The organism is Synechocystis sp. FACHB-383 (assembly GCF_014698605.1).
Classification (GTDB): domain Bacteria; phylum Cyanobacteriota; class Cyanobacteriia; order Cyanobacteriales; family Microcystaceae; genus Synechocystis; species Synechocystis salina.
The window spans coordinates 1-22,431 of the sequence record NZ_JACJTJ010000018.1 but is presented as its reverse complement, the minus strand read 5'-3'; the positions used below and the strand labels follow the sequence as shown (position 1 = coordinate 22,431).

At 48.2% G+C, this 22,431-nt stretch carries 21 protein-coding genes; 16 read left to right on the top strand and 5 right to left on the bottom strand.

Annotated elements, in window-relative coordinates; genetic code table 11:
- Both msrA and rfbD read left to right on the top strand, forming a co-directional pair.
- On the top strand, positions 1–669 hold the full coding sequence (gene msrA / locus H6G45_RS03780; protein WP_190596761.1) for a peptide-methionine (S)-S-oxide reductase MsrA: 669 nt from the start codon (positions 1–3) through the stop codon (positions 667–669).
- Between the two features lie 8 nt (positions 670–677).
- Positions 678–1,556 carry a dTDP-4-dehydrorhamnose reductase gene (gene rfbD / locus H6G45_RS03775; RefSeq protein WP_347338242.1) on the top strand — a complete coding sequence of 293 codons (879 nt, stop codon included), beginning with the start codon at positions 678–680 and terminating at the stop codon, positions 1,554–1,556.
- Positions 1,557–1,572: 16 nt separating this feature from the next.
- On the opposite strand, the gene hypD is transcribed toward rfbD, so the two are convergent.
- Positions 1,573–2,697 (bottom strand): hydrogenase formation protein HypD, encoded by a 1,125-nt coding sequence (gene hypD, locus H6G45_RS03770; RefSeq protein WP_190596757.1) that lies wholly within the window; start codon positions 2,695–2,697, stop codon positions 1,573–1,575.
- A gap of 397 nt (positions 2,698–3,094) precedes the next feature.
- Here hypD and H6G45_RS03765 point away from each other — a divergent pair, with 397 nt between their 5' ends.
- From H6G45_RS03765 to H6G45_RS03725, 9 genes are all read left to right on the top strand, one after another.
- The gene (locus H6G45_RS03765; protein ID WP_190596756.1) at positions 3,095–3,769 is read left to right on the top strand and encodes a hypothetical protein; all 675 of its coding nucleotides are present in this window, start codon (positions 3,095–3,097) and stop codon (positions 3,767–3,769) included.
- An 825-nt stretch (positions 3,770–4,594) separates the two neighbouring features.
- The gene (gene hoxE / locus H6G45_RS03760) at positions 4,595–5,122 is read left to right on the top strand and encodes a bidirectional hydrogenase complex protein HoxE (RefSeq protein ID WP_190596753.1); all 528 of its coding nucleotides are present in this window, start codon (positions 4,595–4,597) and stop codon (positions 5,120–5,122) included.
- A 198-nt stretch (positions 5,123–5,320) separates the two neighbouring features.
- Positions 5,321–6,922 (top strand): NuoF family protein, encoded by a 1,602-nt coding sequence (locus H6G45_RS03755; RefSeq protein WP_190596751.1) that lies wholly within the window; start codon positions 5,321–5,323, stop codon positions 6,920–6,922.
- 40 nt (positions 6,923–6,962) lie between these two features.
- On the top strand, positions 6,963–7,157 hold the full coding sequence (locus tag H6G45_RS03750) for a hypothetical protein (protein ID WP_242018032.1): 195 nt from the start codon (positions 6,963–6,965) through the stop codon (positions 7,155–7,157).
- Positions 7,158–7,226: 69 nt separating this feature from the next.
- Positions 7,227–7,943 carry a bidirectional hydrogenase complex protein HoxU gene (gene hoxU / locus H6G45_RS03745; protein WP_190596749.1) on the top strand — a complete coding sequence of 239 codons (717 nt, stop codon included), beginning with the start codon at positions 7,227–7,229 and terminating at the stop codon, positions 7,941–7,943.
- Between the two features lie 47 nt (positions 7,944–7,990).
- Positions 7,991–8,539 (top strand): oxidoreductase, encoded by a 549-nt coding sequence (locus H6G45_RS03740; protein ID WP_190596747.1) that lies wholly within the window; start codon positions 7,991–7,993, stop codon positions 8,537–8,539.
- A gap of 50 nt (positions 8,540–8,589) precedes the next feature.
- Positions 8,590–8,850: a hypothetical protein gene (locus tag H6G45_RS03735; protein ID WP_190596745.1), complete on the top strand. Its 261-nt coding sequence runs from the start codon at positions 8,590–8,592 to the stop codon at positions 8,848–8,850.
- 32 nt (positions 8,851–8,882) lie between these two features.
- Positions 8,883–9,311 carry a type II toxin-antitoxin system VapC family toxin gene (locus tag H6G45_RS03730; RefSeq protein ID WP_190596743.1) on the top strand — a complete coding sequence of 143 codons (429 nt, stop codon included), beginning with the start codon at positions 8,883–8,885 and terminating at the stop codon, positions 9,309–9,311.
- Between the two features lie 57 nt (positions 9,312–9,368).
- Positions 9,369–10,793, top strand: a complete 1,425-nt coding sequence (locus H6G45_RS03725; RefSeq protein ID WP_190596741.1) for a Ni/Fe hydrogenase subunit alpha — start codon at positions 9,369–9,371, stop codon at positions 10,791–10,793.
- Between the two features lie 221 nt (positions 10,794–11,014).
- Here H6G45_RS03725 and H6G45_RS03720 read toward each other — a convergent pair whose 3' ends face one another.
- The 4 genes from H6G45_RS03720 to atpD form a co-directional block, all read right to left on the bottom strand.
- Positions 11,015–12,163, bottom strand: coding sequence for a beta-ketoacyl-ACP synthase (locus H6G45_RS03720; protein ID WP_347338241.1), 1,149 nt, complete (start codon positions 12,161–12,163; stop codon positions 11,015–11,017).
- A gap of 61 nt (positions 12,164–12,224) precedes the next feature.
- Positions 12,225–13,742, bottom strand: coding sequence for a pitrilysin family protein (locus H6G45_RS03715; protein ID WP_199309563.1), 1,518 nt, complete (start codon positions 13,740–13,742; stop codon positions 12,225–12,227).
- 199 nt (positions 13,743–13,941) lie between these two features.
- On the bottom strand, positions 13,942–14,352 hold the full coding sequence (gene atpC, locus H6G45_RS03710) for an ATP synthase F1 subunit epsilon (RefSeq protein ID WP_190596739.1): 411 nt from the start codon (positions 14,350–14,352) through the stop codon (positions 13,942–13,944).
- 148 nt (positions 14,353–14,500) lie between these two features.
- Positions 14,501–15,952, bottom strand: coding sequence for a F0F1 ATP synthase subunit beta (atpD, locus tag H6G45_RS03705; protein ID WP_190596737.1), 1,452 nt, complete (start codon positions 15,950–15,952; stop codon positions 14,501–14,503).
- Between the two features lie 154 nt (positions 15,953–16,106).
- Between atpD and H6G45_RS03700 the strand changes: the two genes are divergently transcribed.
- From H6G45_RS03700 to H6G45_RS03680, 5 genes are all read left to right on the top strand, one after another.
- Positions 16,107–18,092 carry a response regulator gene (locus H6G45_RS03700; protein ID WP_190596735.1) on the top strand — a complete coding sequence of 662 codons (1,986 nt, stop codon included), beginning with the start codon at positions 16,107–16,109 and terminating at the stop codon, positions 18,090–18,092.
- A 95-nt stretch (positions 18,093–18,187) separates the two neighbouring features.
- Complete coding sequence (locus H6G45_RS03695; RefSeq protein ID WP_190596733.1) at positions 18,188–19,324, top strand: hybrid sensor histidine kinase/response regulator; 1,137 nt, start codon at positions 18,188–18,190, stop codon at positions 19,322–19,324.
- A gap of 51 nt (positions 19,325–19,375) precedes the next feature.
- Positions 19,376–20,572 (top strand): glycosyltransferase family 1 protein, encoded by a 1,197-nt coding sequence (locus H6G45_RS03690; protein WP_199309562.1) that lies wholly within the window; start codon positions 19,376–19,378, stop codon positions 20,570–20,572.
- Between the two features lie 20 nt (positions 20,573–20,592).
- Positions 20,593–21,156: a Uma2 family endonuclease gene (locus tag H6G45_RS03685; RefSeq protein ID WP_190596729.1), complete on the top strand. Its 564-nt coding sequence runs from the start codon at positions 20,593–20,595 to the stop codon at positions 21,154–21,156.
- Between the two features lie 97 nt (positions 21,157–21,253).
- Complete coding sequence (locus H6G45_RS03680) at positions 21,254–22,138, top strand: transglutaminase family protein (protein WP_190596727.1); 885 nt, start codon at positions 21,254–21,256, stop codon at positions 22,136–22,138.
- Positions 22,139–22,431: the final 293 nt, after the last annotated feature.

The following is a 22,431-nucleotide window of genomic DNA, read 5'->3' as shown; positions in this document are numbered from 1 at the left end:
ATGGGATTCTTCGATTTATTCGGTAAAAAAACGGCCATGGTTGCCCCCAATGAAGCCCTCCCTGGGCGATCGGCCACTATACCCGTACCAGAAAAACATTTCGTCAATGGCCACAGCCTCAAAGCACCCTTTCCCCAGGGTATGGAGATAGCCCTGTTTGGTTTAGGTTGTTTTTGGGGCGCAGAACGTAAATTTTGGCAAATTCCCGGAGTTTACAGCACCGCCGTTGGTTATGCGGCTGGGTACACCCCCAATCCCACCTACCAAGAAGTCTGTACGGGCATGACTGGGCATAATGAGGTGGTTTTCGTTGTGTTTGATCCCCAACAGGTGAGCTACGACCAATTGCTCAAAGTCTTTTGGGAGAGCCATAATCCCACCCAGGGCATGCGCCAGGGCAACGATGTCGGCACCCAATACCGCTCCGGCATTTATACCTATTCCGAAGCTCAACAACAGGCCGCTTTAGCATCGCAGCAAGCCTATCAGCAAGCTCTCCAACAGGAGGGCTATGGGGAAATTACCACGGAAATTTTACCGGCCCCGGATTTTTACTACGCCGAGGATTATCATCAACAATATTTGGCTAAGAATCCCAATGGTTACTGCGGTTTGGGGGGCACTAATGTGGCCTGTCCCATCGGCACAGAAGTTTCCCTGGGAGCTTAGTCAAGTTGGTGGACAAAATCCTTTTATTGGGGGCCACAGGGCAAGTGGGTCAGGAGTTGGCCCTTGCTTTATCCCGTTGTGGGCAAGTGCAAACCGGCACCAGGGCAACTTTTGATTTGGCCCAACCCGCCACCCTGGGGGATAAAATTCGTGCTTTCGCTCCCGATATCATTGTCAACTCCGCTGCCTATACTGCTGTGGACAGGGCTGAAACAGAGCCGGAATTAGCCTACGCAGTGAACGCCCTTGCTCCCCAGGCGATCGCCAACGTGGCCAAGGAAATCGGCGCCTATGTGGTGCATATCTCCACCGACTATGTGTTTGATGGTAGCCAGAGTTCCCCTTACCAAGAGACTGATCAAACCAACCCCCTGGGGGTTTACGGCCAAAGCAAACTCCAGGGAGAAAGGGCCCTGGCAGAAAGTGGCGCTAAATTTCTCATTGTCCGTACCGCATGGGTTTATGGAGCCAAAGGCTCCGGTAATTTTGTCAAAACCATGGTGCGCTTGGGCAAAGAGCGGCAAGAAGTGCGGGTGGTGGCGGATCAAATTGGTGGTCCCACCTGGGCCAAGGATCTGGCTCAGGCGATCGCCGCTTTGGTTCAACAACGGGCCCAGGGCATTTACCACTACAGCAATAGTGGGGTGGCTAGTTGGTACGACTTTGCAGTGGCAATTTTTGAGGAAGTTGAAAATTTAGGCATTTCCCTTCAGGTACGTCAGGTGGTGCCCATTACCACAGCGGCCTATCCCACGCCGGCTCGACGGCCAGCCTACTCCGTTCTATCCCATGAAAAAATAGTACAAACTTTGGGTTCAGCCCCTCCCCATTGGCGAGCTTCATTGCGGGCCATGCTGCAACAAAGCATCAACGAGGGCATTTTCTAATGGCAAGGCCACTACATTACATGGCCCCCATTCCCACGGACTCCGGTACCTGTTGACGGTAACGGTAATAGGCCGCACAGGCCCCTTCCGAAGAAACCATGGGGGCTCCCAGGGGTTGTTCTGGGGTGCAGGTCGTACTAAAGGCTGGACAATCGCTGGGTTTCCGTTGTCCCTGTAAAATTTCGCCGCTAATACACACCGTTTCCCCCATCGTTGGAGCCATAGTTTGCAGTAGGGACGCAAATTTAATTCCGGCATCCCAAGGCGCAAATGCTGGACTTAGCCCCAAACCGCTGGTGGGAATTAACCCTAAACCCCGCCAATGGCGATCGACTGGTTCAAATACTTGATCAATAATTTTCTGGGCATGGGCATTGCCTTGGGGTTGGACAGATCGCCGATATTGATTGTCGCAAGTGAATTGTCCCGACTCCAGTTGGCGCACACAGGCAAGGATGCCCTGCATAATATCCACCGGTTCAAAGCCAGTAATAACTATAGGCACTTGGTATTTTTCCGCAATGCGTTGATAAGCCCTTTCCCCAGTCACTGTACAGACATGGCCTGCTGCTAAAAAGCCCTGCACGAGGGAATCGGGATTGCCTAATAAGACTTCCATGGCCGGGGGCACTAACACATGGGCGCAAAGCAAACTAAAATTATGCATCTGTTGGGCCCTAGCTTGGTGCATGGTCATGGCCGTGGCGGGGGCTGTGGTTTCAAAACCTACCCCAAAAAACACCACTTCCCGATTAGGGTTTTCCCTGGCGATCGCCAAACAGTCCAGAGGAGAATAGACAATGCGGACATCGCCGCCCTGGGCTTTAACGGTCAATAAATCCGCCCCACTGCCGGGCACCCGCAACATATCCCCAAAGGAACAAAAAATTATCTCCGGTTGCCGGGCCAACCACAAAGCCTGATCAATTAATGCCATCGGGGTGACGCACACAGGACAGCCGGGGCCATGGATCAGAGTCAAATCCTTTGGCAACAAAGTATCCAAACCATATTTGACAATGCTGTGGGTCTGGCCGCCACAAATTTCCATCAGCGTCCAAGGTTGGCTGATCTCCCTGGCGATCGCCTGACGGTAATGGGCCACCACCTCGGCATCCCGATATTCATCAACATATTTCATAGCTAAAATTTGGCGAACTGATCCCAAGGTTAACGAAAATTTTCAGTAATAGTTAATTCTGGTCAAGTTGGAATGTGCTGGAAAAGTCTGCAAGCGATGGTCAATTTTCCCTAGTCCTCCTGAATAAGAAGCAGATATTCAGTAAGTTTCTGCTTGCAAGAGTATTTAGGCTGATTTTTTAAATGATCATGGCACTTCTCCCGCGCATGCCCAGCTTTTTATGTCCTAAGCAATGGCAACAAGTAGGGAATTTTATTGCTAAAGTGGAAACAGAAAAACAATATTTTAAGGGTTAGTTGATGTAGTCTTTAATATCTTTTTACGACAAAAATATCATGTCAAAATTTCCCCCTGCTGACCACTCTTTTCATCCCATCCATCAGTTAGTATAGTTAAAATGAATTTTGATCTTTCAAAACTAAGTAGCATAAAAGTTGAGTCTTTGGTACAGCAAGGGTTAGATACCATTCTCAATCGCCAAGCCAAAGCGGAAGCTTTATCGGCGGAAAAAGTTAGTTTGATCAAAAAATCCCTGGATCAAAAGGGGGAATTATACCGACTGCCCCCCAGCCATAAATTTACCATTGCTGCCTATCAAGTACGCTATCAAAATTCCGTTGGTTCCATTCTTATCACCCTGGATAACCTGCGGGAATTCAATAAAATGTTAGACCAAGAAATTTTGCAAGAAGCAAGTAAAGGTCATCTCCGCAAAGCCGACCGATACATTCGCCAAAAGCGCAACGTTGACATCACTACATACACCCATCGCATCAAAGGTTATCGGGTTACCCAAGCCAAAGCAAAAATTCTTACCTGGATTATTGACTGGGACTTTCATAAGCAATCATCGGACGAAAGCTCCTATGGTAGCGGCACTGCTAGGGCGCTAATGCAGGAATTGGCAGTTAGCTTCCTTGACCATCCCGACGCCAAGAATAGTAGACAAGATTATTTAGACGCCATCATGACCCTAAACTGGGTCAAAGAAATTTTGCAGACGGCTAAACCCTTCTATAGCCACAGCCAAATTACCCATAAAATCATCTACCACCACCACTTAGACAGTTAGTTATTCACTAATGGGTCCGACGGTTAATGCTAACAATTTATCTAAGTGACTTGTAACCATCTGACCATCCCATGGTTGACCACACCGGGCAAACTATGTTTTTAACTATCTATTGAAAAAATTATCCCAATATTAAACAACACCCAGAACCTAGTAACTAGTCTTACTAACCCTCCTTTCTTCGAGCATGATTGGAGCTGCAAATACCTATTACAAGGGTAATGCCTATCTCCCATGGCTAGCAATTGGGGCTGTGACTGTTTTCGGTTTGGGTGTTGTCCGCTATCTGAGCGATGAAATGAGAAACAAACGAGACAGATTTAGAAAGAAACAGCTCAGTTTTACCTCTCTTGTTAAACTAGGGTTTTCGGACGGAAGTGGCTGTTTGTATCTGCCAGTGAAGCCTTTCTGCTCCATGTATTTAATGTACAAAATCCTACCAAGAATGGCAAGCCATATTTAACTTTATTCATTTAAAAAAAGCAAAGGCTATTAATTTTGTTGCGAAATATTAACAAAAGCTGCAGCAGTTTATTTGAGCTATTTTTGTCGCATAAAACAACTTTTTTGTTGTCTAAATTGTCGCTATTAAACCATCGATATTGAAGAAACCTAAAGATTTGTTCGCTTTTTAAAAAGTTGGTGTAACAATGAAGACAACCAGATAAAGATTCAGTTCGTTATTGTGGGCAAGATTGTGGAGAAACGAAAATTTTTCCCTAATCAAGGGTGGCAATCAGGTTAATTTTTGCAGTCAAAATTTCCTGGTTTACGCTTTCTCCCCATCTTTTATCGGCTGTATTGCTCCTTTTTGAGGGTTTTTCCATGACCGTTGCCACCGATCGCCAAACTACGCCCCCATCTGCGGCCCATCCTAGTGGAGACAAGCGTTTTAAGGTGTTGGATGCCACCATGAAGCGCAACCAATTTAATCAGGATGCCCTCATTGAAATTCTTCACAAAGCCCAGGAGATTTTTGGCTATCTGGAGGAAGATGTCCTACTCTATGTGGCCCGGGGGCTCAAACTCCCCCTCAGCCGAGTGTTTGGGGTGGCGACTTTCTATCATTTATTCTCCCTTAAGCCCAGCGGCAAACATACCTGTGTGGTTTGTTTAGGAACAGCTTGTTACGTCAAAGGAGCGGGGGATTTGCTGAAAACCCTGGATCGAGAAATCCATCTCCAGCCCGGAGAAACCACCGAAGATGGCCAAATGTCCTTGGTGACGGCCCGTTGCATTGGAGCCTGCGGCATTGCTCCAGCGGTGGTCTATGATGGCAAGGTTTTGGGCAAGCAAACTGATGATGCGGTGTTGACGGCGATCCAACCTTGGTTAGGCAACACTGAAGTTTAATTAAAGCTTAAGCATTGATTTATGGAGTAGTTGCTACTACTTAAGTTATCAATGCTGGGTAAAGGTCTAAATAATTGGCGATTTTTAGTAGTAATTGTTTTTTATCATTGCCATCCATGGCCATTGATTAATCAGATTTCACTCCACTTTTCAAGTTAAATTCCATTGCTCCACCACCAACCGAGGATTTAAGGTTTTATGGATATCAAAGAATTAAGGGAAATTGCCGCCAAAAGCCAGGAGAAACAAGCAAAAATTCGCATTCGCTGTTGTAGTGCCGCTGGTTGCCTTTCTTCTGAAGGGGAGGCGGTGAAAAAAAATCTCACCACGGCGATCGCCGAAGCGGGCTTAGGGAACAAGGTGGAAGTCTGTGGGGTGGGCTGTATGAAGTTCTGTGGTCGTGGCCCCCTAGTAGCGGTGGATGACCGGAACCAACTCTACGAATTTGTCACCCCAGAACAGGTGGGGGATATTGTCAAAAAATTACAAGAACCAGATGCGATTCCGGAAACCGGCTTAATCAGTGGCGATCCGCACCATCCCTTCTACGCTCTGCAACGGAATATTGTCCTAGAAAATTCCGGCCAGATTGATCCCGAGTCCATTGATGAATACATTGCCCTGGGGGGCTACGAACAGCTTTATAAAGCCATCTATGAAATGACTCCAGAGAAAGTGATCACGGAAGTGCAAAAAAGTGGTCTGCGGGGTCGGGGTGGGGGCGGCTATCCCACCGGCTTGAAATGGGCCACAGTGGCCAAAATGCCCGGTCAGCAGAAATATGTTATCTGCAATGCTGATGAAGGTGATCCCGGTGCTTTCATGGACCGCAGTGTTTTGGAAAGTGATCCCCATCGCATCCTGGAAGGAATGGCGATCGCCGCCTATGCAGTGGGGGCCAACCATGGCTACATCTATGTACGGGCGGAATATCCCCTGGCCATCCAAAGACTACAAAAAGCTATCCAACAGGCCAAACGCTACGGCTTAATGGGTACCCAAATTTTTGATTCTCCCATTGATTTCAAAGTGGAAATCCGGGTGGGGGCCGGCGCCTTTGTCTGTGGGGAAGAAACAGCTCTCATTGCCTCAGTGGAAGGGAAACGAGGCACGCCCCGACCGCGACCACCCTATCCAGCCCAATCGGGTTTATGGGCAAGTCCCACCCTAATTAACAACGTCGAAACCTACGCTAACGTCGTACCCATTATTCGGGAAGGAGGCGACTGGTACGGGGCCATTGGCACTGAAAAAAGTAAGGGCACTAAGGTCTTTGCTTTGACGGGGAAAGTGGAAAATGCTGGTTTGATTGAAGTTCCCATGGGCACAACAGTGCGGCAAGTGGTGGAAGAAATGGGGGGCGGCGTACCCGATGGCGGCCAAGTCAAAGCTGTGCAAACTGGGGGGCCTTCCGGAGGCTGTATCCCCGCCGATAAATTGGATACCCCCATCGAATATGACACCCTATTAGCCTTGGGGACCATGATGGGGTCGGGGGGCATGATTGTTATGGACGAAACCACCAATATGGTGGACGTGGCCCAGTTTTATATGGATTTTTGCAAATCGGAATCCTGCGGCAAGTGTATTCCCTGTCGAGCCGGAACAGTGCAACTTTATGACCTTTTAACCCGCTTTTTAGAAGGGGAAGCCACCCAGACAGACTTAGCTAAATTGGAAAATCTTTGCTACATGGTGAAAGAAACTAGCCTCTGTGGGTTAGGAATGAGTGCTCCCAACCCAGTAATTAGTACCTTGCGCTATTTTAAACATGAGTATGAAGCCTTACTGAAAGTCTAGTTTGATGGTTTGTATGTCAAATTAATTCTCCTGAAACGCCATGACTGTTTTAACTGTGCCCATCAAAAGTGATACTTGGATCAAGGCCTCTTGGGAAGAATTTATCCAAGCTGCTGAAAACCCTGATTATGAAAAGGGTAAATTTTATTACTATCAAGATCATCTAAGAATAGAAATGTCCCCTGTTAGCAGGGATCATGCTGGAGACCATGGCCTTGTGAATGGTGCTCTCTAACCATAGCGAAGTGATGCGTTGGCTACTTCAACAGTTTAGTTAATTTATTTTCAGAGGAGTTTTTTGCCAATGTCTGTTGTTACCTTAACCATTGATAACAAGGCGATCGCCATTGAGGAGGGGGCTACGGTGCTCCAGGCTGCCAAAGAAGCAGGAGTTCCTATTCCCACCCTCTGCCATTTAGAAGGCCTTTCTGAAGCCGCCGCCTGTCGTTTGTGTATGGTGGAAGTGGAGGGGAGTAATAAACTGATGCCTGCCTGTGTGACGGCGGTCAGTGAAGAAATGGTGGTGCATACCAACACAGAAAAGCTGCAAGATTACCGACGCATGACGGTGGAATTACTCTTTTCCGAAGGTAACCATGTCTGTGCCATTTGTGTTGCTAACGGCAATTGTGAATTGCAAGATATGGCCATTACGGTGGGCATGGATCATAGCCGTTTTAAATATCAATTTCCCAAGCGGGAAGTGGATTTATCCCATCCTTTATTTGGTATTGACCATAACCGTTGCATTCTCTGTACCCGTTGTGTGCGAGTTTGCGATGAAATTGAAGGGGCCCATGTCTGGGATGTGGCCTATCGCGGGGCCGAATGCAAAATTGTTTCTGGTCTGAGCCAACCCTGGGGAACGGTGGATGCTTGCACTTCCTGTGGCAAATGTGTCGATGCCTGCCCCACTGGTTCTATTTTCCATAAGGGGGAAACCACCGCTGAAAAAATTGGCGATCGCCATAAGGTGGAATTTTTAGCTACGGCCCGTAAAGATCAACAATGGACTCGATAATTTCCATAACTTTTACTCTGAAAGTAACCTAGATAAACCCTAAAGATATGTCTAAAATTCGTTTTGCTACCGTTTGGCTCGCCGGTTGTTCCGGTTGTCATATGTCCTTTCTGGATATGGATGAATGGTTAATCGAGTTGGCCCAAAAAGTGGATGTAGTTTTCAGCCCCGTTGGTTGTGACTTGAAAGAATATCCCGACAACGTTGATGTTTGCCTAGTGGAGGGGGCGATCGCCAACGAAGAAAATTTAGAATTGGCCCTGGAGTTAAGGAAAAAAACAAAAGTAGTAATTTCTTTTGGCGACTGTGCCGTTACGGCCAATGTCCCCGGTATGCGCAATATGCTCAAAGGCAGCGATCCGGTTCTGCGTCGAGCCTATATTGAACTGGGGGACGGCACTCCCCAACTACCCGATGAACCCGGCATTGTCCCATCCTTATTAGACAAGGTTGTCCCCTTACACCAAGTAATTCCAGTGGATATTTTTATGCCCGGTTGTCCCCCCGACGCCCACCGCATTCGAGCAACATTGGAGCCGCTATTAAATGGAGAACATCCCCTGATGGAGGGACGGGCAATGATTAAGTTTGGCTAAAATTAAGTTTTCCCCACGGTTTGTAAAATAGCTATTTAGGAGATTTAACAGTGAATATTCAATTGGTAGAATCCTTGGTTCAGATAATTCAGAGTCTTTCCCCGGAGGAACAAAAATTATTGAAGAGTCAACTAGAACAAATAGAAGAAAAAAAAGATAATTGGGAAGAGGTCTTAGAAGAGATTGAAGCAAGCAAGCAAAAAGATCTATCTGTACGTCAGGGAAAAAAAATTGAGATTTCCATTACAGAAATTATTCATCAAATGCGAGAAGAAAGAGACCAACAGCTGCTAGAAGCTTGGCAATCTTGATTAGGTTTAATAATTAAACTAGTTTAAATTCAATGGTAAATATCTGTATCGACAACAGTTTTTTAATTCTTTTGCTTACCAAGGAAGATAGTTTTAACAAAGCTCAGTTGTTGTGGAGGGAGTGGCAAACAAAAAACAACACTATTATCGCCCCTAAATTAATTTATTACGAAGCCAGTAATGTCCTACACCGTCTCCAGAGATTTAAGCAAATTGATTCCGCTCAAGAAAAACTTAATCTTGTTTTTAAACTGAACATCAAGATCTATGAGTATGACCAGTTGCACCAAGATGCTTTGACGATCGCCGAAAGATTTCAATTGCCCGCCGCCTACGATGCCCATTATTTAGCTTTAGCAGAAAAAATGCAGATAGATTTTTATACGTGTGACAAAAAATTGTTCAATTCCGCACAACAAAATTTTCCTAGAATAAAATTAGTTGCCACCAATAGCAGTTAATTTTTAATTTTGTTCAGTTATCATATCAAAAAAAATTACATTAATTGGCTTACTATCATGTCTAAAACTATTGTTATTGATCCCGTTACCCGCATTGAAGGCCACGCTAAAATCTCTATTTTTCTCAATGACCAAGGCAACGTCGATGATGTCCGCTTCCATGTGGTGGAGTATCGGGGCTTTGAGAAATTCTGTGAAGGCCGCCCCATGTGGGAAATGGCCGGTATTACCGCCCGCATTTGTGGCATTTGCCCTGTGAGCCATCTCCTTTGTGCGGCTAAAACCGGGGACAAGTTACTGGCGGTGCAGATCCCTCCGGCTGGCGAAAAACTACGACGGTTAATGAATTTGGGGCAAATTACCCAATCCCATGCCCTTAGTTTTTTCCATCTCAGCAGTCCTGATTTTCTGCTTGGTTGGGACAGTGACCCCGCTACCCGGAATGTGTTTGGCTTAATCGCCGCTGATCCCGATTTAGCTAGGGCCGGCATCCGTTTACGACAATTTGGCCAGACGGTGATTGAACTTTTAGGAGCCAAAAAAATCCACTCCGCTTGGTCTGTGCCGGGGGGAGTACGATCGCCCTTGTCCGAAGAAGGAAGGCAGTGGATTGTGGACCGTTTACCAGAGGCAAAAGAAACTATTTATGTCGCTCTAAATTTGTTTAAAAATCTCCTAGACCGTTTCCAAACTGAGGTGGCAGAATTTGGTCGGTTTCCCTCTTTATTTATGGGACTAGTGGGAACCCATGGGGAATGGGAACATTATGGTGGCCATTTGCGGTTTACCGACAGTGAAGGCAATATTGTGGCCGATAATCTCAGTGAAGATAATTACGCTGATTTCATTGGTGAGTCGGTGGAAAAATGGTCCTATTTAAAATTTCCTTACTATAAGCCCCTAGGTTACCCGGACGGTATTTATCGGGTTGGCCCCCTAGCCCGCCTTAATGTTTGTCATCATATTGGCACCCCGGAAGCAGACCGAGAATTAGAGGAATATCGTCAACGGGCTGGAGGCGTAGCCACGTCTTCCTTCTTTTATCACTACGCCCGTTTGGTGGAAATCCTCGCCTGTTTAGAAGCCATCGAATTGTTGATGGATGATCCAGATATTTTGTCCAAAAACTGTCGAGCCAGAGCGGAAATTAACTGTACCGAAGCAGTGGGGGTAAGTGAAGCACCCAGGGGAACCCTATTTCACCATTACAAAGTGGATCAAAATGGTCTGATTGAGAAAGTTAATCTGATCATCGCCACGGGTAATAATAACTTGGCCATGAATAAAACCGTGGCTCAAATTGCCAAGTATTACATTCGCAATCATGATGTGCAGGAAGGCTTTTTAAACCGGGTAGAGGCAGGTATTCGTTGCTATGATCCCTGTCTTAGTTGTTCCACCCACGCGGCGGGGCAAATGCCATTGATGATTGATTTAGTGAACACCCAGGGGGAAGTAATTCAATCCATTCGGCGGGACTAGTCGCCAGGACAAAAAGCAGGCGTAATTAGACAAAAAAATACCCCGGTATAACCGAGGGCATATCTAGGAGAACTCAATGTCAATGGAAGGTACCGAAACCCCTAGAACCCGTGCCCTTAATAGTTCTTGCAAAGGAATTCTGTCGGGTTTCCATAGCCTTATGTTCTTTATAGTAAACATAATGTTAATTTTTGTCAACGAGACTTGACGTCCGGTTCATTTTATTGATAAGAGTATGCCCCCACGGCGATCGCCCCGTTTTGTCCCCCAAAGCCAAAGCTGAGACATAGGCCGTAGGCTAAGCCCCCATGGGCCAAGGGGTTAATGGAGGTGAAATTGAGGGGAAATTCCGGTTCCCTTAGGCCGACACAGGGAGGTAATTTTTGCTGGTGCAGGCTCAGTAAAGTTAAAGCTACGGCGATCGCCCCGGAAGCCCCCAGGGTATGGCCGGTGGCCCCTTTGGTGGAGGTGATTGGTGTATTTGGTGCGAACATGGTTTGAATTAAGGCCGCTTCCCGCTGATCATTAAAAAGGGTGCCGGTGCCGTGGGGATGGATAAGACTAATCTGTACTGGAATTAAGCCACTGCGGGTTAAGCAATGTTTAACTGCTTTTTGGGCACTGCGATTATCAAAGGCGGGGGTACTGCGATGGAGAGCATCACAACTAAAACCCCAACCTAAAATTTCACCGTAAATTCTGGCCTTTCTCTTTTCAGCCAAGGCTCGGCTTTCCAACACCAATAATGCTCCCCCTTCCCCTAACACTAGACCCTGGCGCTGGCGATCGAAGGGGTAGCAACCATCGGTTGCTAGCGTCGCCATTTTGCTAAAACCGGCCAATGTGAGCGGTGTAATGGGGGCTTCCACTGCTCCGGCCAAAACCCGTTGGCAATGACCTGTTCTAATTAACTCCATCCCCTGGGCGATCGCCCACAATCCAGTGGCACAGGCGGCCATGGGACATTGCATCACCGTTACCTCCGGTAGAAGTTGGGCGGCGAGGCGGGCGGCCTGATCGGGTAAGGTCTGCCACCAATCCACCGGATCAAAGTTAGGCGCCACCGGGGGCTTAGTATTACTGCCAACCCAATCTTCCCAATGGCCTTGGCCGGCTCGACTAGAACCGATCGCCACGCCCCAGGGTTCTTCCGCGGGATCAAGTTGGGCATCGTCAAGGGCGCCCTGGACTAATGGCGGCACCAACTGCCCTAGGGAACGGGGATAATCTCCTCGCAGTGCCAAAGGTAACGGTGGCAAGTTAGTGAAGGGTTGCTTGGGCTTGATGGCCGTTTGTCCCTGTAACAACTTCTCCCAGGTTTGTAATTGATCGCCCAGGGCAGTGTCGAGGGCCAGACCCGTAACCACCACTCCTGTGGCTAGAGCATCTATTGGAACCGTTTTCTGCTTCCCCTGCCCATCCATGGCCCGATTAACTGTTAGCTTCGGGAATAGCAATTTCCAACATTTCCACCCGCCGGTCTAGGGCTTCTAATTCATCCTTCAGGCGATCGCCTTGGCCCACAATAACCGCAATCATTTGTTCGGGGCGGAGATACTTGGCCGCTACCCGTTGCACGTCTGCCACCGTGGTGTCCATCACCGCCTGTTGGTAGGTGAAAATAAAATCCTCTGGATAACCGTAATACTCGTAGGTCATCAACCGGGAAAGGGTTTGCCCCGGTCTTTCAAAGTTAAAGACAAAGGAATTCAAAATTGAGTCCTTGGCATAGGCCAATTCCTCCGGGCTTACTTCGGTGATGCGTAACTTTTCAAACTCTTGTAACAGGGATTGAAGAAACTGCACCGTGGTTTCTGTGCGGGTAGGGCCCCCAGCCAGGAAGTAACCGGGATAGTCATAGCGGGCCTGCCAACTACCGGAAACACTATAGGCTAAGCCCTGGGTAGAGCGGATATTGTTAAATAACCTGCCTGCAAAGCCCCCCAGGACCCCATTCATCACCGACAGGGCGGCGTAATCAGGGCTATCCACCATGCCACCAATTTGCCCTAAAAGCACATTGCTCTGGGTAACGTGGGGCAAATTAACCAAAAAAACTTCACTGTCATTAACTTGACTGGCACTGGGGGGAGTTAACTGGGGAGCCGTTCCCGACCCTTGCCAATTACCAAACTTGTCCGCAATGGTTTGCTTAATAGTTTCCCCGTCAAAATCCCCCACAATGCCCAAAATCATCTGGTCTGGACGGACGTAGCGTTGATGAAAATCAACAATATCCTGGCGGTCGATGTTAGCTAAGGTTTGGTACTCCACCGTGCGGGCGTAGGGACTGGTGGGGCCGTAGAGCATTTTGCTAAATTCCCGGCTGGCAATATCTCCAGGGTCATCGTTACGACGGGCAATGGCTCCCCGCAGTTGGTTTTTAGCCAGAGTAATCTGGGCTTCGTCAAAGGCTGGGGTTTGGAGCACTTGGGCAAAGAGGTCAAACACTAAGTCAAAGTCCTTACCAAGGGAAGAAAAACTAGCGGAACCAGAGGCGGTGCCAATGCTGGTTTCAATGGCGGCGGCCTTTTGCTCCAATAAATTGTTCAGTTGGGCGGGGGAATACTGCTCTGTGCCCCCCAAGCGCATAGTAGCGCCCGTCAACTGGGCTAACCCCACTTGATCCGCCGGTTCCCAACGGGCTCCTGCCCGCATTACTACTGACCCCGATACCAGGGGCAGTCTCCGGTCAGGCATTAGATAGACCACCAAACCGTTGGGCATAGTGTAACGTTCGTAGTCCGGCAGATTGATTTCCGGCAGGGGGGGGAACGTCAATTGGTCATGGGTTTTGGGCTGGGCTCCCAGGTCCCTCGCTATGGCCGGGGCTAGGGAAAGATTACTAAAAACGACGATCGCCATTACCAGGGTGGCCACCAGGACGAACCGTTGCCAGGCATTGGGGCTATGGGCCACTGTTTTGGGGGTTTTCCAAGGATTTTTCATAGGGCAAACAAGGCGATCTAGTATCCACAGTCCCCATTGTTTATCGGTTAAATCTGTCGTGGGGCTGGGGCGGAAGCAAAAACGGTGACTAGTGCCAAGGCAAAAGCCTCCCCAATGCTAACAGTGCTTTAACACTGGGAAGACTTTGACTAGCCAAGCTGGGCTGGGCCATTGTGCTGACCAATGACAACCGTCCCAACTAGACAGCGCCACCGGCCGCTTGTAGGCGAGCCCGAGCTTTTTTGTAATTGTTAGAAGCTTTCAGTTGGTTGGGTTTATCTTCCCCCCGGTTTGCTTCTTCCAAAGCACCTTGGGCTTCGGTGTAGGCTTGGCGGGCCGATTCAGCATTGATTTCTGTGCCCAACTCGGCACCATTGACCAATACTTTCACTTCGTTATTTTCTACCTCGGCAAAGCCCCCCATGACTGCAATATTTTTCCAGTCCTTACCAGGGCGCACCCGCATGACCCCAATTTCCAAAGCGGTGAGTAGGGGAGCGTGATTACTGAGGATACCCAGTTGGCCGGTGGTGCTGGGCAAAATCAGCTCCTGTACTTCCTCATCCCAAACCACCTTATCCGGTGTGATTACCCGTACTGTTAACGTCATTTTTAGGAATTTCCCTTTGATAGCGTTTCTATGCAAACAACTGGCGATCACCGGCCAGGAAAGCAGGGGGAATAAACCAATGGTCATCCTAGAAAACCATTCCTATTCCCCCTAATTCTCCTAACCTAGACCCCAGACAAATCAGCTCTTAGCCCTCTTTGAGCTTAGCTCCTTTAGCCTTAGCTTCCTCGATGTCTCCCACCAAGTAGAAAGCCTGCTCCGGTAAATCATCCAATTCGCCGGCCAGAATAGCTTTGAAGCCTTTGATGGTGTCGGCAAGGGACACGTACTTGCCGGGGGCGCCGGTGAACACCTCTGCTACAAAGAAGGGTTGGGAAAGGAAACGCTCAATTTTCCGAGCCCGGTCCACCGTCAAACGGTCTTCCTCGGACAATTCATCCAAACCAAGAATGGCAATGATATCTTGCAATTCTTTGTAGCGTTGCAGGGTAGATTGCACTTCCCGAGCGGTGTTGTAGTGCTCTTGTCCGACGATGGAGGGCTGGAGCATGGTGCTGGTGGAATCCAAGGGATCCACGGCGGGGTAAATACCTTTAGCCGCCAAGCCCCGAGAAAGTACAGTGGTACCATCCAAGTGGGCAAAGGTGGTGGCGGGAGCGGGGTCAGTTAAGTCGTCCGCCGGTACATACACTGCTTGGATAGAGGTGATGGAACCTTCCTTGGTGGAGGTAATGCGCTCTTGCAAATCTCCCACGTCCGTACCCAAAGTGGGTTGGTAACCTACCGCAGAGGGCATCCGACCCAACAGAGCCGATACTTCAGAACCAGCTTGGACGAAACGGAAAATATTGTCGATGAAGAGCAATACGTCTTGCTTGTTCACATCCCGGAAATATTCCGCCATGGTCAAAGCAGTTAAACCAACCCGCATCCGAGCCCCGGGGGGTTCGTTCATCTGACCGTACACCAGAGCGATTTTAGACTCTTCCGGTTTGTCGGCGTTGATGACGTTGGACTCAATCATTTCGTTGTAGAGGTCATTCCCTTCCCGGGTCCGTTCCCCCACACCACCAAATACGGATACTCCTCCGTGTTGGATGGCGATGTTGTTGATCAATTCCATCATAATTACGGTTTTGCCCACACCGGCGCCACCGAATAGACCGATTTTGCCACCCTGACGGTAGGGGGTAAGCAGGTCAATTACTTTAATGCCGGTTTCAAATACCTGGGGCTTGGTTTCTAAGTCCACCAGTTTGGGGGCGGGGCGGTGGATCGGGAAGGTTTCTCCACTGGGCACTGGGCCTTTGTTGTCCACGGGCTCACCGAGAACATTGAAAATACGACCGAGGGTGCCGATTCCCACGGGAACGCTGATGGGGGCCCCAGTGTCTATGACGTCCATACCCCGGACGAGGCCATCGGTGGTGCTCATGGCTACGGCGCGGACTTGGTTGTCGCCGAGAAGCTGCTGCACTTCACAGGTAACAGCTACTTCGTTACCAGCAGAGTTTCTGCCTTGGACTTTAAGGGCATTATAAATACGGGGCAATTTACCACTGGGGAACTGGGCGTCAATTACAGGCCCGATGACCTGGGTAATTTTGCCAACGTTAGTTGCTTCTTTTACGGCTACCATGCTGATTGTCTAGGAATTTGTTTATAGTTAGACTACAGGATTACTGTTTAGTTTTGGTCAAATTTGCCATCTTTAAGGGTATCACTTTGGGGCTGTCCCCAACTGGTGGGATGGTGCAAATCCTAGGCTGATAGGCGATCGCCGGGGGGAGGTTTTGGAGCAAAAGTTGGAACGGGAAGATTGTCTGAGGGCGATTGCGAGAACTTTGCTGGAAAAGGACTGGGCCACGGCAGTCCATTTTGCCATGGAGCAACTGGGGCTGTTGTTTGGTTGTCAGCGGGTCCATGTGATTTACCATGATCCGGCCAAGGACTGTTTACATATGGCGGAAGAATGGTGCGCTGTGGGCACTGCCCCCCGGTTACCCACTTTTCAAGGAGTCCCAGTGGCTACCTATCCCTGGATTTGGGCTAATTTGCAGGACAGTGACGGTGTTTTAGTGGAGGATGTGGAGCAAATGCCGCCGGAGGCTGAAATGGATAAGGCCTCCCTGCAGTTTGATCTGGTGAAATCTATCCTGGTGGTGCCCATGGTTAAGGATGCCCAAGTGTTGGGCTACATTAGCCTGGTTCATCTCCATGGCAACTATGGCTGGAACCCGGAGGAATTAAACTTGGCCAAGCTGGTGGGACAATTTTTGGCGATCGCCCAGGCCCGGCACCAAGCAGAAACAACCCTGACCCAAGCAAAGGAAGCGGCGGATGCGGCCAATCGGGCTAAAACGGAATTTTTGGCCAGCATTAGCCATGAATTGCGTACTCCCCTCAATGCCATCATTGGTTTTAGCCAACTGTTACATCGGGATCCCAGTTTGGCCCCCCACCGCCCCACCCTGGATATCATCAACCGGAGCGGCGAGCACTTATTGGAGCTGATTAACGACATTCTGGAAATGTCCAAAATTGAGGCAGGCCGCACCACCCTCAATGAAAAAACCATTGATTGCCATCGTTTATTGGACAATCTACAGGCCCTTTTTCAACTGCGAGCCCAGGAAAAACAATTACTCCTCCAGGTGGAACGATCGCCAGAGGTGCCCCAATGGATTAAAACCGATGGGGGCAAGTTGCGGCAGGTGTTGATTAACTTGTTGGCCAATGCCATTAAGTTTACGGCCCAGGGCGGTGTCACCCTGAAGGTTAAATGTCTGACTTCCCCTACTCCCCAGACCAACGGGGGTGAGGAAGCATCCATCTGGCTCCATTTTTTGGTATCGGATACGGGGGCGGGTATTGCTTCCCATGAAATGGATCAACTGTTTGTGCCCTTTGCCCAGACAGAAACGGGGCTGAAGTCTTGCCAAGGTAACGGTTTAGGGCTGCCCATCAGCCAAAAATTTGTGCAGTTGATGGGGGGACAAATTCAAGTCAGGAGTAAGGTCAATCAAGGCAGTGCTTTCTTTTTTGCCATTCCAGTGCAGGTGATGGCGGCCCCCAATCCGACTCCGGAAATCTCGGCGGCAATTCTCCCTTCTCTGGACCAGTACAATCAAAAAATTCTCGTGGTGGATGACCGCCCGGAAAGTCGGCTATTGCTGTGCCAATTGCTCACCAGCCTAGGCTTCGTTGTCCAAGAGGCGGAAAACGGAGAAATGGCGATCGCCCTGTGGGAGAGTTGGCAGCCCCAGGTGATTTTAATGGATATGCAAATGCCGGTGTTGGATGGTCGGAGTGCGACCGAAAAAATTAAAGCCAGCCCCCAAGGGCAACATACGGTTGTCATTGCCCTCACCGCCAGTGCCTTTGAAGAAGAACGGACGGAAATCCTGGCCTCTGGCTGTGACGATTTTTTAAGCAAGCCTTTCCGCCCCGAAGAATTGATCGCCCTCCTAGCCAAACACCTGGCCGTATCTTTACCTTCCCAGGTTCAACCACCGGCTTCCCCTCTCCGACCCTTTCCCGTCATCACTGCTCCGTCCCTATCAGAACAATTGGACCAGACCCCCCCATCCTGGCGACAACAGATGGCGAAAATGGCCCTAGAATGCAATGACGATGAACTGATTGCCCTGGTTGAGTCCCTGCCGACTTTGTCACCATCCCTGGCTCACCTATTGGCCACCTGGGCTAGGGAATACCGCTTTGAACAGATTTTCCTGACGGTTGAATCCAGTCTTGGAGAGATGACCCTAGTGGGGTAACCCAATTGATATTCCCAACTGTGACAACAGGTGCTTAAAATTCGTCTCAACTTTAACTTTTCTTTCCCCTCCATCAATTCCCGCAGGCGATCGCCATGGGCCAGGACTGTAAAACCCTTTTTATTGTCGATGACACCCCGGACAATGTACGGCTACTGGCTAATCTTTTGTCTGCCCATGGTTACCGAATCCGCAAAGCATTGGATGCCAATTTTGCCCTCAAAAGTATTGAGCAATCCCCGCCGGATTTGATTTTACTAGACGTTAATATGCCCACCATGAATGGCTATGAAATGTGTGCCCAGTTAAAGTCCAATCCCGATACCCAGGAAATCCCCATTATTTTCGTCAGTGCCCTAGATAACGTACTTGATAAAGTCAAAGCTTTTAACCTGGGGGGAGCGGACTACATCACCAAGCCGTTTCAAATGGAGGAAGTGCTGGCCCGCATTGAGCATCAACTGCTCCTGCTACAACAAAAACATCAACTGCGGGCAGAAATTCAAGAACGAAAGCGGGCGGAACAATCCCTGGAAGTTTCCCTGCGGGTGGTGTCCCACGATCTCCGCAATCCTGTGTTGGGGCTGTCCATGGTGCTCAACAATTACCTTAAACGGGCCGATCCAAACCAAACGGAACTTTCCCTGCCCCGCCAAACCCTGGAGCAGATGGCCCGCAGTTGTGAACGTCAATTAGCCTTGATCAATTCCCTGGTGGAAAGCCAACATTGGGAACAGCAGGGGGTTCCTTTGGTATTACGACGCCTTGATCTGGGCACCCTAGTGAGGGATTTTGCCCAGGAGTGGTCGTTGGGACTAGGGGAGCAGGAAGTAACCCTTAGTTTGAATCTGGGGGAAAATTTGCCCTTATTCATGGGGGATGCCAATTTCATCTGGCGGGTGTTGGAAAATTTGTTGGCCAATAGCCTTAAATACAATCCTTTACCCCGCTCCCAACCTTTGAACATTACCATCACAGTTACGGCCCTAGACCAAACCCTAACCTGTCGAGTCACAGATAATGGGGTAGGTGTGGACCTGGCCATCGCTGACCGAGTTTTTGAACGCTATCAACGCGGCGATCGAGATAATAACCCCCTAGGGCTAGGTTTGGGGCTATACGTTTGTAAACTAATTGTCGAAGCCCATGGTGGCAAAATTGGCCTCAATACCGCCGTTAGTAAAGGGGCAGAAATTTACTTTACCCTCCCCTTGGAAAAAGTTCCCGCTTAAAATTTTGGCATCTAGAGATTATTTATCAACAGTGAGCAAAGTTAATTGGTGATGCTAAAAGTTTGTGTGGATGCTACAGCAATAAGGGGCCAATTGAGTGGCATTGGTTTTTATAATCTCAGCCTTCTGCGGGCTCTTAATCAACTACAGCATAGCCAACAATTTCAAGGGCAATTTTCCCTGCAAATTTATTATCAACCAGGGTTTAAAGATTGGTTAAGGGGAAAGTGGCAAAAGAATAACTATCTATCTGAATTTGCTAATTGTACTTGCTTACCCTTGCCGGTTACCTTGAGCGATCGCCTGGTTGGTTTTGCCAATCCCATTATAAATTTGTTAGAAAAACGCCTAGGCAAACCGGATCTTATCCATGGCACCGATCACTACATTTTTCCTAGCCGACAAAGTATAAACTTGTTAACAATTCACGATTTAACCTTCCTCAAATTTCCAGAATTTGTTCCCCCCATTGTCCAACGCTATCACCAAAGAATTTTACGTTGTTTGCCCTTTGTCCAGGGAATTTTAACCTTTGCGGAAAGTACAAAAAAAGAAATTAGCCATTATTATCAATTTCCCCCGGAAAGAATTTTTGTTACCCCCCAGGCTAGCCGATACCAAAGTCCACCATTATCAACGGAGCCAACCTCTCTAGAAAGTGATTCGGCAAACGATCCATTGTCAGCCGCCATTCCCTACAATTTTGCGGTGCCCTATTTTCTTTTTGTTAGTACTCTGGAGCCCCGTAAAAATGTGGTTGGCCTGATCGAAGCCTTTAATTTATTCAAACAAGCCACCAAGGCTCCCCATCAGTTAGTGCTCATCGGTCAACTGGGCTGGAAGTATGAACCCATCCTAACGGCGATCGCCAATTCTCCCTATACAGATCAAATTCATCGTTTGGCCTATATTTCTAACCAATGGTTAGCCCTGTTTTATCAAAGAGCCACCGCTTTTGTTTATCCTTCTTTTTACGAAGGTTTTGGTTTGCCCGTGGTGGAGGCTATGAACTTTGGTTTGCCGATAATTACCGCTAACGCTGGATCTTTACCAGAGGTGGTGGGGGACAATGGCGTATTAGTGGATCCCCAAGATCTCGAGGCTTTGGCGTTAGCATTAGAAAAAATAGTTGCCAACCCGGATTGGCAGAGGCAATTAAGGCAAAAAAGCTTAACTAGGTCTAAGGATTTTTCCTGGGAACACACTGCCCGCAAAACCCTAGAAGTTTATCAGTCTTTAACTCATTAACCTATGACGACAGGATAACTATGCTACAAATTGCGCCCCCTTCAATCAGCTTAGAAGATTTTCTCAATTTACCAGAAACTAAGCCTGCAAAAGAATATCTGGAAGGACAAGTTATTCAGAAACCCATGCCACAAGGAAAACATAGTGTCATTCAAGGCGAATTAGTTTCAGTCATTAATGCATCTTTGAAAGTTCAAAAGATTGCTAGGGCATTTCCTGAATTACGTTGTACTTTTGGTGGTCGTTCCATCGTCCCGGATCTGTCTATTTTTGCTTGGTCTAACATTCCCAGGGAAGCTAACGGTGAAATTGCTAACTCTTTTCTCCTTGCTCCCAATTGGGCGATTGAAATTCTTTCTCCGGATCAAAGTCAAACTAGGGTAATTAGAAATATTCTCCATTGTCTCAATCATGGTACCCAAATGGGCTGGTTAATTGATCCTGACGAGCAGATTATTTTTACCTATACTCCAGGAGCACAGACGAATATTTTTGCCCAAACGGAGCAAATTATACCAGTGCCAACCTTTGCTTCTACTCTGCAAATCAGCCTTGGTTTAGTTTTTAATTGGCTCTTGGAATAAAGTTACTACTATAGCTTTAAAAATTCAAAAATATCTAATAATTCTTAAGATTTTTCCAGCATATCCTTCCATAATCGACTCTAGACTCTTCAATTTTATGGCAACCTATCACATCGAACATCATACTGAATATCGCTTTAATCAGCCCGTTTATTTACGTCCCCACCGTTTACGCCTCAGACCCCGCAGTAATGGTTGGCAAAATTTACTGTCCTACAAACTAACCATTGATCCCCTCCCCTCCGAATCAGCGGCAATTACGACCCTGGATGGCAACGCTGAGGAGAAGATTTGGTTCACGGATCCCACCGAAAAGCTGGCGATCGCCGTGGAATCCGTAGTGCAGACTACGATGGAAAATCCCTTTAACTTTTTGGTGGAACCCTGGGCGTTAAAGTTACCGTTTGACTATCCCCAATCCCTGGCGCAACAATTGCGGGGTTACCTGGTGCCTTATGAGGGTCGCCTCGATCCGGTGGCGGTGGAACTAGCTCAGGACATTGCCCATGACTGTCAGCGGCAACCAATTACTTTTTTGCAAAATTTGACCCAAAAGCTATATGAACATTGTACATATACAGTGCGGGCCACGGGGGAACCCTGGGAAGCGGGGGTGACTTGGCGCAGTCGGGAGGGTTCCTGTCGGGATCTAACAGTCCTATTTATGGAAGTCTGTCGGGCCATGGGTTTGGCCGCCCGGTTTGTCAGTGGTTACGAAGTGGGAGACCCGGAAGTTAATCAATGGGAACTCCATGCTTGGGCCGAGGTGTATTTGCCGGGGGCCGGTTGGCGGGGCTATGACCCCACCCATGGTTTGGCCGTTGGCGATCGCCATATTGCTTTGGTGGCCAGTGCCATTCCCGCCTATTGCAGTCCGGTGGGGGGAGAAGTGGCACCGGTGAAAACTTTTCTGGAAACGGGTTTGGCGGTGCAGTCAGAACTAGAAACGGCAGTAAAAATTACTGCTGTGAATGATGCTTAATTTAAATATTAACCCGCCGATCAATAATTACTAATTATCTATCATGGCGAGAATAGCAGTCTGAAAATGTTGATAGGAGACAATTTTTACAGTTTGAAATGGGTTTAATGCTAGCAAATCACTATCTCCCGCCACTAAATAATTTGCATTGCTTGAGACTGCCAAATCTAGCAAAAAATTGGGAGCATCCCACTTTTGCCCTGAGTATAAATGCTTGGTGATGTGAGTAGAGAAAATTGCTGTAAAAATAAGAAAAACAGGAAAAATCTATGACTCCAGAAGAAATTCAGCAG

Bases quoted from the DNA above. Each gene is read 5' to 3' on its own strand.
- H6G45_RS03730 (WP_190596743.1), top strand. From the start codon at position 8,883: ATGGTAAATATCTGTATCGACAACAGTTTTTTAATTCTTTTGCTTACC.
- H6G45_RS03690 (WP_199309562.1), top strand. From the start codon at position 19,376: ATGCTAAAAGTTTGTGTGGATGCTACAGCAATAAGGGGCCAATTGAGT.
- H6G45_RS03685 (WP_190596729.1), top strand. From the start codon at position 20,593: ATGCTACAAATTGCGCCCCCTTCAATCAGCTTAGAAGATTTTCTCAAT.
- hypD (WP_190596757.1), bottom strand. From the start codon at position 2,697: ATGAAATATGTTGATGAATATCGGGATGCCGAGGTGGTGGCCCATTAC.
- hoxE (WP_190596753.1), top strand. From the start codon at position 4,595: ATGACCGTTGCCACCGATCGCCAAACTACGCCCCCATCTGCGGCCCAT.
- hoxU (WP_190596749.1), top strand. From the start codon at position 7,227: ATGTCTGTTGTTACCTTAACCATTGATAACAAGGCGATCGCCATTGAG.
- H6G45_RS03740 (WP_190596747.1), top strand. From the start codon at position 7,991: ATGTCTAAAATTCGTTTTGCTACCGTTTGGCTCGCCGGTTGTTCCGGT.
- H6G45_RS03715 (WP_199309563.1), bottom strand. From the start codon at position 13,742: ATGAAAAATCCTTGGAAAACCCCCAAAACAGTGGCCCATAGCCCCAAT.
- H6G45_RS03695 (WP_190596733.1), top strand. From the start codon at position 18,188: ATGGGCCAGGACTGTAAAACCCTTTTTATTGTCGATGACACCCCGGAC.
- atpC (WP_190596739.1), bottom strand. From the start codon at position 14,352: ATGACGTTAACAGTACGGGTAATCACACCGGATAAGGTGGTTTGGGAT.
- H6G45_RS03750 (WP_242018032.1), top strand. From the start codon at position 6,963: ATGACTGTTTTAACTGTGCCCATCAAAAGTGATACTTGGATCAAGGCC.
- H6G45_RS03725 (WP_190596741.1), top strand. From the start codon at position 9,369: ATGTCTAAAACTATTGTTATTGATCCCGTTACCCGCATTGAAGGCCAC.
- H6G45_RS03755 (WP_190596751.1), top strand. From the start codon at position 5,321: ATGGATATCAAAGAATTAAGGGAAATTGCCGCCAAAAGCCAGGAGAAA.
- H6G45_RS03765 (WP_190596756.1), top strand. From the start codon at position 3,095: ATGAATTTTGATCTTTCAAAACTAAGTAGCATAAAAGTTGAGTCTTTG.
- atpD (WP_190596737.1), bottom strand. From the start codon at position 15,952: ATGGTAGCCGTAAAAGAAGCAACTAACGTTGGCAAAATTACCCAGGTC.
- H6G45_RS03680 (WP_190596727.1), top strand. From the start codon at position 21,254: ATGGCAACCTATCACATCGAACATCATACTGAATATCGCTTTAATCAG.
- msrA (WP_190596761.1), top strand. From the start codon at position 1: ATGGGATTCTTCGATTTATTCGGTAAAAAAACGGCCATGGTTGCCCCC.